The 10,375-nt window shown below is 60.0% G+C and carries 10 protein-coding genes; 1 reads left to right on the top strand and 9 read right to left on the bottom strand.

All coding sequences use genetic code 11. The features are described 5' to 3' along the window. The coding region (locus ACIY1O_RS03085; protein WP_397473607.1) for a molybdopterin cofactor-binding domain-containing protein at window positions 1-632 on the top strand (632 nt) is incomplete at its 5' end. Window positions 633-678: 46 nt separating this feature from the next. Here the strand turns inward: ACIY1O_RS03085 and ACIY1O_RS03080 are convergent. The 9 genes from ACIY1O_RS03080 to ACIY1O_RS03040 form a co-directional block, all read right to left on the bottom strand. Then, window positions 679-1,377 (bottom strand): class II aldolase/adducin family protein, encoded by a 699-nt coding sequence (locus ACIY1O_RS03080; RefSeq protein ID WP_397473606.1) that lies wholly within the window; start codon window positions 1,375-1,377, stop codon window positions 679-681. A gap of 18 nt (window positions 1,378-1,395) precedes the next feature. Further along, a complete protein-coding gene (locus tag ACIY1O_RS03075) occupies window positions 1,396-2,337 on the bottom strand; it encodes a helix-turn-helix domain-containing protein (protein ID WP_397473605.1) in 942 nt (313 codons plus the stop codon). A gap of 107 nt (window positions 2,338-2,444) precedes the next feature. Continuing rightward, window positions 2,445-3,458 (bottom strand): NADPH:quinone oxidoreductase family protein, encoded by a 1,014-nt coding sequence (locus tag ACIY1O_RS03070; protein WP_397473604.1) that lies wholly within the window; start codon window positions 3,456-3,458, stop codon window positions 2,445-2,447. A 20-nt stretch (window positions 3,459-3,478) separates the two neighbouring features. After that, window positions 3,479-3,910 carry a PaaI family thioesterase gene (locus ACIY1O_RS03065; protein ID WP_397473603.1) on the bottom strand — a complete coding sequence of 144 codons (432 nt, stop codon included), beginning with the start codon at window positions 3,908-3,910 and terminating at the stop codon, window positions 3,479-3,481. Window positions 3,911-3,967: 57 nt separating this feature from the next. Then, on the bottom strand, window positions 3,968-5,638 hold the full coding sequence (locus tag ACIY1O_RS03060) for a class I adenylate-forming enzyme family protein (protein ID WP_397473602.1): 1,671 nt from the start codon (window positions 5,636-5,638) through the stop codon (window positions 3,968-3,970). Between the two features lie 42 nt (window positions 5,639-5,680). Continuing rightward, window positions 5,681-6,514 carry an SRPBCC family protein gene (locus ACIY1O_RS03055; RefSeq protein ID WP_397473601.1) on the bottom strand — a complete coding sequence of 278 codons (834 nt, stop codon included), beginning with the start codon at window positions 6,512-6,514 and terminating at the stop codon, window positions 5,681-5,683. Beyond that, the gene (locus ACIY1O_RS03050; protein WP_397473600.1) at window positions 6,501-8,942 is read right to left on the bottom strand and encodes a xanthine dehydrogenase family protein molybdopterin-binding subunit; all 2,442 of its coding nucleotides are present in this window, start codon (window positions 8,940-8,942) and stop codon (window positions 6,501-6,503) included. Before ACIY1O_RS03050 ends, ACIY1O_RS03055 begins: the two co-directional genes overlap by 14 nt. Continuing rightward, window positions 8,939-9,421, bottom strand: coding sequence for a (2Fe-2S)-binding protein (locus ACIY1O_RS03045; RefSeq protein WP_397473599.1), 483 nt, complete (start codon window positions 9,419-9,421; stop codon window positions 8,939-8,941). The genes ACIY1O_RS03050 and ACIY1O_RS03045 overlap by 4 nt, the downstream gene beginning before the upstream one ends. Continuing rightward, entirely contained in the window at window positions 9,414-10,337 is a 924-nt protein-coding gene (locus tag ACIY1O_RS03040) for an FAD binding domain-containing protein (RefSeq protein WP_397473598.1), read from the bottom strand. The genes ACIY1O_RS03045 and ACIY1O_RS03040 overlap by 8 nt, the downstream gene beginning before the upstream one ends. Between the last annotated feature and the right edge of the window lie 38 nt (window positions 10,338-10,375).

Raw genomic sequence — 10,375 nt, 5'->3', positions numbered from 1 at the left:
ATGGCGAAGATCCCATTGCGTTTCGGCTAAGGTTCATGGAAGAACCGCGAGCCAGGGCGTTGAGCATGTCCGTTGCCGAGCGGGCGGGGTGGGCCACTTGCGCCGGCAGGCCGTCCCGCACCGTCGACGCGCAGCGGCCCCATGTGCGACTGGGGCGCGGTTTCGCGCAGCATCAATATGTGCATGGCACTTTTCCGGGGGTGGGTTCCGCGTATTGCGCCTGGGTGTGTGACGTCGAGGTGAATATAGAAACCGGGGTGGTTCATGTACGCAAGGTGTGGGTCGGATATGACTGCGGCCTGGTCGTCAACCCTGCCGGCGTGCGCCATCAAATGCATGGCAACGTAATCCAATCGATAAGCCGGGCCCTGGGCGAGACCGTGCGCTTCGATGCGAACGGCGTGACGTCGCTTGAATGGGGGTCGTATCCCATCATCAGGTTCCAGCAGGTGCCGGAAATCGACGTGTATATCGCCCCCGGCGGCGATAATCCGCCGCTGGGCGCAGGCGAGTCCGCGTCAGTGCCCAGCGCGGCAGCCATCGCAAATGCAATTTTTGATGCAACCGGGGTAAGGCTGCGCGAACTGCCTTTTGATCGAGATCGGCTGCTTGCAGCGCTGCGAAAGGTGTAAAACCGCGGCCGGGCGTGAAGTGGCGGCAATTCAAAAAGCGACCGCTTTATGCGATACGGCCCTTCCACAGATTCCAGGCGCGTGCCATGGCCATGTCGGGTACTTTCGCGGCTTTTTCTATTTCGCCCGGGGTCAAGCCCGGCGCCGGGCCCAATGCCAACGCCCGATAGAGGGCTTCCGCATTCTTGCAGGATGTGACCGATCGAAAGACCAGTTCTTTGATGTCTTTGCCGACCACGGTCGCTCCATGGTGTTTCATCAGCACTATGGATGCCTTGCCCAGCGCACGCGCCAGCGAGGCGCCCTGTTCTGTATTGACGATCAGAAGATTTGTATCGCCGAAGTCGTCCCGGCTGTCCCAGCGCGGCACGTGGGCGCCGATCATGGCTCCGTGCTGGTATACGGGCGCCAAAGGAGCGTCGCTGATGCAAAACGGCATTATCGCGGGGCTATGATGATGGCATATGGCCTGTACATCAGGCCGCAACCGGTAGATTTCACCATGGATATAGCGCTCGGCATACTGGCTCTCTGAGATCGGGATAACGGGCTCGGAGTTGGCGTCGTATTCGATGATGTCTTGTTCAAGCACCAGTTCGGGGGCTCTGGAAGTAGACAATAGAAAGTGGCCGGGCCTGGCGGGATGCCTGACGCTGACGTGGCCGAATGCGTCCAATACGCCCTCATTGGCAAGAATCTGATTGGCGGCGACTAATTCTTGAACGCATAAGCTCACATTACTCATTGAAACTCCTCGAGACCTTCATTTGTTTTCCTGGCTTGAACCGGATTGGCTTGCTTGCGCCGGCTTTCGCGCGGCGTTATGTGTGTCGGCAGCCAGCAGTTCACGCAGATAGTTGGCTGCCTCGGCGCCGACCATCGACGTGCGCCAGGCGTCCTTGACTATGTTGTGATGTAGCTTCAGCGCTTCGGGCGCAGATGTTGCCAAAGCAACACCCACACGGATATTGGGCTGTTCGCCCAAGCGGAAGGGGCTGATGGTCAGCGTGCTGTGATCGGCTTGCCTGAAGATCTGGAACCCGTTCATGGGCAGGGTGTCGGTAACCAGGCCGATCTGCACGCCCAGGTCGTCAGCCTCGATCAATGCCGCCAGGTGTTCGATTTCGGCGCGCGCTATTTCGTGGCGTTCGCGTCGTGTTGATTCCGACAGGTCGGCGCGTCCGATCAGGCCGTTGCTTAAAAAGCGAGAGATTTGATCCGCGGACACCAGGTTCACGATGCTGGGGCGGCGGCGCAGATAGGTCTGCTTGCGTTGATGCAGGATTTCCATCACGCTATCCACGTCGGCCAGCAGCCTGGCGCGCTTGGCGCTCTTCTCGGGCACGCTTTCCGTCAATAACTGGCTCAATGTGGTTTCGAACTGTGGCGACGCCAACAGAAAAGATACCGGGCCTGCCAGCACTATGATCTGGTCGGCGGTTTCTTCAAGTTGGCGCGTACGCTCGAAATAGCTCACCGCCGAAGGCATGTATTCAATACCTACTCCAAGCAGCGTAGTGAGCGAGACTTCCAGAAGGTCGGACAGGCGTTCCAGCGTGTCGATCTTGGCTATTTCGCCTTTTTCCACGCGATAGAGCGCAGTTCGAGAGATGCCGATTTTTTGAGCCACCTCGTCGGCGTTCAAGCCCGAGGCCATACGGAATGCTTTAACTCGTTGCCCGATCTCTGCATATCGCCAACGCATAGTGTCGCCCTCCTTGCGGTCGGATCGTCGGCGAACAGCCGCCGACTATCCTTGATGTCAATAAGGATGGATAGTACAACACAACGTGGTCAAATTTGGTATTTTCCCTAAATTTGGACGGTTTCACGCTCGGGGTTCGGAACAAGAATCATTCGTCCCGATGCCTGGCGCGTGCTGACCCGCATCAATGCATCTGCGGCCTCTTCCAGACTTACTGTGTTTGTCGGGGTGGGTACCAGGCCGCCTTCTCCGTAAAGCCGGAAGATCTCGTCCAGGCAGTGCTGCATCATGTCGGGGCGGCGCTTGCGGTAGTCGCTGACTTGCACCCCGCTGACTTCAATGTTCTTGAGCAACAGATAATTGACCTTGACTGTCGGAATTTCTCCGGCCGCAAAGCCGATGACGACGAGCCTGCCGCACCACGCCACAGTGCGCAGGGCCGCGCTGAAGATATCGCCGCCCAGCGGGTCCAGCACGATATCCACGCCCTGGCCGTCGGTTAAGGCGTAAACCTGTTCACGCAGGCTATCCCGTAGATTGGGGGCGGCCAGATCGACGCAGTGGTGAGCGCCCGCGTTGAGCACCATTTCGCGTTTTTCGGGGCTGGATATGCCGGCAATGACCTTCAGTCCGTATGCGCGTGCAAGTTGTACGGCGGCCATGCCCACGCCGCCTGTGGCGCCAAGCACCAGCACCGAGTCGCCGGCCTTGGCGCGGCCGCGCTCGCACAGCGAGAACCAGGCAGTGTCATAAGCCAGCGCCATGCCGGCAGCCTGCACAAACGGCAGGTTGTCGGGCAGGGTAAAGCAATCGTGCGCTTTGGCGACGGCTTTTTGCGCATAGCCGCCATGTTCGGCCAGTGTCAGGACGCGGTCGCCGGGCTTGACGTTCTTGACCGAATCGCCGACTGCCAAAACCACGCCTGCCGGAAGCTTTCCGGGCGAGAACGGACGTTCGGGCAAGAATTGATAAGCCCCGGTGACGACCAGGGAGTCCACATAATTGATGGCGGTGGCCCGTACTTCGATCAAGACTTCGTCCGACGCCGGAACGGGATCGGCGACTTCTTCGATCGTGAGTGACTCCAGGGGGCCAAATTCGCGAATCAGTATGGCTTTCATATTGGATCCTGATAATTTTATTAAGGTAGCGTGCTGAAGGTGCCGCGCGCCACCGCGATTGCCGGTGTGTCTTTTCCACTGATCACCACGTCGACGCGCGCGATTGATCGGCCTACGCGCAAGGTTTTCGCCCTTGCATAAAGGTCGGCGCCGGGCGCCGCCCGCAGGTAATCGATTCGCAGATCGATGGTGGGCGCCATGCGTTGAATCTGCACGGCGACTGCGGCATGGGCCGCCAGGTCGGCCAGCGTGGCGATCACGCCGCCGTGGATGGCCGTGGAATCGGCAGCGCGCCGCAAGTGGTCTTGATACGGCACGCGAATGACTACCGAGCCTTCGTCCAGGTCGACAGAAATTGCTTCCGGCGCCAGCACCGCATGAAACGGTGGATGAGCAAGCTCATGGCGCAGTCTTTCAAGAGCAGCTTGTGAGGTGTCAGCAGTGTGGTTCATACGGATGGCAGAGTCAGGTGGCGCGAAAACAATGTGCTACAGCACGCATTTCGTAGTTCATGTGGTTACGCTGAAGCGGATTGATTCCACCTTCAGCTTGCCCGACTTGATGTCTTCGCTTAGGGGGCGCTTATATATCTTGCCGCTGGCGGTCAGCGGAATCTCCGGCAAGGCCACGAAATATTCAGGCATGTCGTAGCGCGACAACCCGGCTTGGTCAAGATGCGCCAGTATGTCTTCCGCCGAGCATTGCCTGCCAGGCTTGAACATGACGGCCAGGCATACTTTCTCGCCCAGCCGGTCGTCAGGCACAGGCAGCGCGGCGACGCGCGCCACATCGGGGTGCTGCGTTGCCAGGCTTTCTATTTTTGCCGGATAAATATTGTGCCCGCCCCGGATGATCAGGTCTTTTTTTCGTCCGGTGATTACCAGGTAGCCATGTTCGTCCAGCATTCCCAAGTCGCCGGTCATGAACCAGCCGTCAGAGTTGAAGGACTCTTCGGTTGCAAGCTGGTTATCGAAATAACCCAGCATCAGGCTGGCCCCGCGTCCGCCTATCTGGCCTACTTCGCCCGCCGGCAGTTCCTGGTCGGCGTTGTCTGTGGAGAATATCCTGACTTCGTATCCGTTGCAGGCGCGTCCCGAAGTGCTGATGATTCTGGCAGGATCGTCGTTCGGCAAAGTGTAGTGATGAGAGCAGGCTTCAGTCATGCCGTAGCCGCTTTGCGGTTTGATGCCGTGGTCGATCAGGCCCTGGACCACGCCGGAGGGCGCCGCGGCGCCGGACACCCGGAAGCCTTGCAAGCGCCCGACCGACTTGAGGCCTCGGCGGCGCAATTCATTGAGCATGTCAATGGCGTGTGTGGGTACGCCAAACAGAAAGGTCGTGTCCGTTTCGATCAGGCGGTCGATGAGGTTTCCGCCTTTGGGCAGGTCGTGCAGCACCACTTCGGCGCCGGACGCGAATGCGCTGATCATGGCCCCCAGGCCCAGGTTATGACTAAGCGGGCTCATTGTATAGAGCACGGAATCAGTGCCGAAATGCCAATCCTTCGCTATGGCGCGGGCGTTCGCCAGCAGCGTGTTGTCGCTGTGCATGACCCCCTTGGGTACGCCTGTGGTGCCCGAGGTGAACGCAAGATACACCACGCGGTTCGGATCCCGGCATGGCTCGCTTGTGGCGGTTCGGGCGGTGGCCGTCGACAGTAGTTCATCGGCGGCCCCGTCTTGGCTTGACGGCTTCAAGGCCACTTTCAGTTTCAGCGAATCCAGTGCTTCCAGGCGTGCAAAAATATCATTGCGGTGCGCATCGGCGCCCCAACCGATCTCGCCGATGAAAGCCGTGGCGCGCACGCGCTCCATCAGCTTGTACACATCGTCAACCGTATGGTCGCGATGCAGCGAGGGGCAGCATGTGTAATTGTTGCGCGAGCAGGCCAGCCACACCACAGCCGTTTCCGCTCGGCTGGATGTCCATAATCCGACGCGTTGACCCGGCACCACACCTGCATCCTCCAAGCGTGCGGCCAGCGCATCGGCGGCGTGCAGCAGTTGCGAATAGGTGAGTCGGTTGTGATGATCACGGATTGCATAGCTATCCGGACGCTGTTCCGCGTTTTGGCGCGCGCTTTCATAGATCGTCTGATCGCGCCAATGGCCCGAAGCGTAGAACGCCCGGATTTGCTCGGTCTCAAGCAAAGTGAGAACGGTGTTTTTTCTTATCGACAAAGTGTGCTCCGAAACGTATGGAACGGTAAAATCGTAACGAGGTTAATGCGGCTGCCGTGAGAACCAGCCGGCGACGGTGGATTTCAAAGACGAAAAGAGCAAGCTGAAGCCGCTGATGGGTTTCGCCTTGGGGAAGGGCGGGGGCCCGTTGGCCGGGATGCCCCCGCTTGGCGGCTTGCCATTGACGGCAAACACTTGCAAGGCGGCCTGATAGCCCGCCAGATGTCCGTCGGCGAAACCGTCCTTGTAGCCTTCCACATAAGATTGCGTGTTGCCTGCGGTTGACGTCTGGGCAACCGCCGGCCTGTTGGCTTGAGCCGAACCAGGCGCGCGCGTCGTGGCATCCGGGACAGAGTCTGAAGGCGCGGATAGCTCGCTTGGTGCTGCGAACATGTCTTGCCCGGTCTGCGCGGCGTGCTCTTTCAACTGCGCAATGCGGGCTTCGAGGTTCTGGGAAAATTGCGATACGATCTGGTTGGCCACGTTCTGAATGATGCCTACGCCGCGCCCGTATTGCGCCACGATTCCGGATAGTTCCAGCTCTGTGTCGATCAGTATCTTCGATCCCTTGGCGCTGGGCTGCAGAGAAAAGGCGATTTGTGCATTTGCCGTGCCACGGCCCTTTGCATCAGAGCCGCTTGCCACGATCTGCGCCTTGTAGCGTTCATTGTCAATGTCGGTGAATGTCGCATCACATATAAATACCAAACCCACAGGGCCCAGGCGCACGGAGATCTTGCCCTTGAATGACCCATCGTCTCGTTTTTCAAGCAGTTCGGCGCCGGGCATGCAAGGCACAATGGATTCGACATCCATCAACCATGGCCATGCTTTTTCCGGCGCCAGCGATACTTCGAAGCTGTTAGTGAATTCCATTGCTGTCCTGATCTGGTTTGTTCTGTTTGGTCGAGGTGGAAGCTGCGGCGCGGCGCGACCGCCCAAGCAATTGGTGTACGCGCATGGGCGTTACAGGCAGCGACGTGATGGCGCCCGGCATGCCCAGCGCATCGTCCACGGCGGCTGCAATGGCTGCGCCGACGGCGTTGGTTCCACCTTCGCCGGCTCCTTTCAAGCCCAGAGGGTTCAGCGGGCTCGGAGCGTCTTCGGTGATCATCACGTCGACCTCGGGCATTTCATGTGCGGTGACCATCAGGTAGTCGGCAAAAGTGGTGGACAAGGGCTGGCCGGACGGGTCGTAGGCGAACTGTTCGTACAGCGCGCCTCCGAGGCCTTGCGCCAATCCGCCAATGATTTGCCCTTCGATCATCTTGGGGTTGACCGCTCGGCCGACGTCGTAGGCGACCAGGTATTTCTCTACCTGGACGCGGCCGGTATCGGCGTCCACTGCGATCTGGGCCACGTGTACGCCGTAGGGATAGTTCATGTGCTCGCTGTAAAACCAGCCCTCGGCCGACAAGCCCGGTGCATGCCCGTTGCTGGTCTTCTGGCTGGGGTGCAGATAGCGTGCAACCTCGGCAAGCGACATGCGCCGTTCATCGGCGGCATCCCGCGGTTTGACCACGCCGTCCAGCAGAGTCAGTGCGTTCGCAGGCAGGTTCCAGTTTTCGCTTGCAGCCTGCAGCGCTTTGTCTCGTACCTTGCGGGCAGCGATCTGCGTGGCGGAGCCCGACATGACGGTTACGCGCGAGGCGTGCGCGCCGTTGCCGAACTCGATCACGTCGGTTCGACCTTTGACGACCCGGATGCGGGTGTAGTCGACGCCAAGCTCGTGGGCGCAGATCTGCGCCAAAGCGGTTTCCATGCCTTGCCCGACAGAGCCCGCGCCTGTCACCAGCTCTATGCCGCCGCCGTGGTCGACCGTCAGGCGTACCAGGTCTGATGGCCCCAGCCCGGATTTTTCGACGAACATGGCCAGGCCTATGCCGACGCACTCGCCGGCCTGTCGGCGTTGCGCCGCGTTGCGCTGCAGCTCATCCCAGTTGAGGCGTTTGAGGGTTTTATCGAGCAAGCCGGCGTAGTCGCCGGAGTCCAACACGACATCCACGCCCAGTGCATCCAGCGGACGCGTATATGGCATTTCGGACGATTGGATCAAGTTGCGCCTGCGCGCCTCGATGGGAGAGATTTCAACGGCCTGGGCGATTGCGTCCATCAGGCGTTCGCGAACGAAGGTGGTTTCGTAGCGGCCTGGAGAGCGATACGTGGCGGCCGGTGTTTTATTGGTCAGCCGGAAGTGGCCTTCTACCTTGTATGCCGGCACGCGATAGGGCCCCAACAGCAGGCCAGCCGACATGTCGGCCACGCGAGGCCCATGGGTTCGCACATAGCCGCCCTGGCTGTGGAAGAACTTGTTCCGTATGCCCAGGATGCGTCCTTCGCTGTCTATGGCGGCCTGAATCTGATGATATTGCTCGCGCGAGTGGTTGGTGGCGATCAGATTCTCGCGTCGGTCTTCCACCCATTTTATGGGTCTGCGCAAACGTAGCGCAGCCAGGCAGACCAACACATCTTCGGGATAGAGTTCGCCCCGTACGCCAAAGCCCCCGCCCACATGGCCCTCGTATAAATTTATGGTCGACGGAGGGCGGCCCAGCATCTTCGCCATTTCGTCGCGGTTCCAGTGCGATTTCTTCGCGGCTCCGTACATTTCGAGCATGTCGCGGCCGGCGTCATAACGCGCCACCGCTCCGCGACATTCAAGCGGCACGCCACTGTGGCGGCCTATGGACAGATCCAGGTCCATGACGCGCCAGGCATTGTCGAACGCTGCCTCGATGTCTCCGTAGCCTTTGCGAATGACAGTGGCTTCGGTGGTCAATCCGGGAAGGAACTCGCCGGGTTCGTCGCGGGCGTCCAGCAGCGGCGGCAGCTCGCGGATGTCGAGGGAGATCAGGTCGGCGGCGTCTTCCGCGACGTAAGGGTCTTGCGCGAATATCACGGCCACGGGATCTCCCACGTACCGGACATGGCCTTGCGCCAGTATGGGTTGGCAATATGCTTCCAGGCCCTGAACCTTTGTTGCGCGAAACGGAATGGGCGGGATGTCGGCGACGTCGGCGCCGGTCCATATCGCGACAACTCCGGGCAGCTTGAGGGCTTCGTCAACATGGACGGCATTGATTTTGCCGTGCGCTGACTGTGAGCGCACCACGCGCATATGCAGCTGCCGTGGAAAATTGATGTCGGCCGCAAATGTACCCTCGCCCCGCACCAGCGGCGGATCTTCGAGGCGTGTCACAGACTTGCCGATGACAGCCGCCGCGAGTTCTTGCTCGTCTACCAGAACCTCTGGCAGCAGATTGGTTGCTGCGATGCGGGCTTTGGTGGTGGTGGATGATTTCATTTGCTCTCCGGTGCCAGTGCGCCGCGGACCTGTTTCACCGCCTTCAGAATGTGAGCGTAGCCGGTGCAGCGACAAAGGTTCGACGACAAAGCGTCCAGCAGCTCGGTGTCGTTGATGCCGGGGTTGTTTTCCAATATTCCTTTGGCGAGCATCAGAAACCCTGGCGTACAGAAGCCGCATTGCAGCGCGTGCTGGTCTATGAACGCTTGCTGCAAAGGATGCAGCTCGCCGCCTTGGGCCAGCCCTTCAACAGTTTCGATTTTCTTGCCGTGGGCCTGAGCCGCGAACATCAGGCAGGAGCGCGCCGGCTGGCCGTCGACCAGCACCGTGCATGCGCCGCATACGCCATGTTCGCAACCAATATGGGTGCCTGTCAGGCCGCAGTCGTCGCGTAGCGTGTCCACCAGGGTACGCCGGGGCTCTACGCGCAAAGGAAATGCTTCGCCATTCACGTCCAGGACAATATCGATCTCATGCATGGCTGGATTCCTTTTCTGGGGATGCGCCCGGTACGGCCTGATCAGTTGGCGGCAATTGAAAAGCGGCTGCTTTTTCCAGCGCTCGCAACACCACCGTTTCGACGAGATCGCGCCTATAGGCTTGTTCGTCCTCAGTGCCGTCCATGGGGTTGATGGCCTCTGCGGCACATCGCGCTGCGTGCGCAAAAAGCTCGGATGACGCCGGCCGGCCTTCCAATACCTCTTCCGCTTCGGCCATGCGCCGCGGCGTGCTTTCAGCTGCGCCGACGCCGATGCGCACGTTGTGCAGGCCGGCGGCGGTGGGGGTCATGACGGCCAGCGCCATGGCTTGTGCGAAATCACCGGCCCTCCAGCTGATTTCCTCAAAGCCGAAAACGGTTTCTGAATCAAGCAGGGGAAGCTCTATGGCAACCAGCAGCTCATCGGGTTGCAGGGCCGTCGTCATGAAGCCGACGAAGTAATCGCATGCGGCGATACGGCGTTCGGCATTCAGGCTGCGGGCTACGATTGAGGCGTTTAGAGTGGCCGTGACCAGACACCACTCTGACGCGGGGTCGGCATTGGCCACGCTGCCGGCGAATGTGCCCCGGGTGCGTATAGGTAGATGCGCGATATGGCGCACCACTGTTGACAAGAGGGCCCCTAGAGGCCCCGATGCGGCAGGCTCGTGAAAGGCGGCATGCCTTACGCCGGCGTGGATAATAAGGCGCTGGTCGGTTTCGACCAGGGCTTGAAGCTCTTCAATGCGATTAATGTCTATCAGGTAGGCAGGCTGTGCAAGGCGCAGCGCCATTGCGGGTATCAGTGTTTGGCCCCCCGCCAGAATACGACCGTCCTGCCCGGCGACTTCGGACAACATGAACACCGCTTGATCGACCGACGTGGGTTCATATAAGACAAACGGGCTGGGCTTCATGGTGTCTCCGCAAGCATGTGTGACATTGGTTTGTCATC

The organism is Pusillimonas sp. (genome assembly GCF_044464525.1).
GTDB lineage: Bacteria > Pseudomonadota > Gammaproteobacteria > Burkholderiales > Burkholderiaceae_B > Pusillimonas.
Note: the sequence above shows the minus strand (reverse complement) of the source record. Positions and strands in the feature narration are given on the sequence as shown.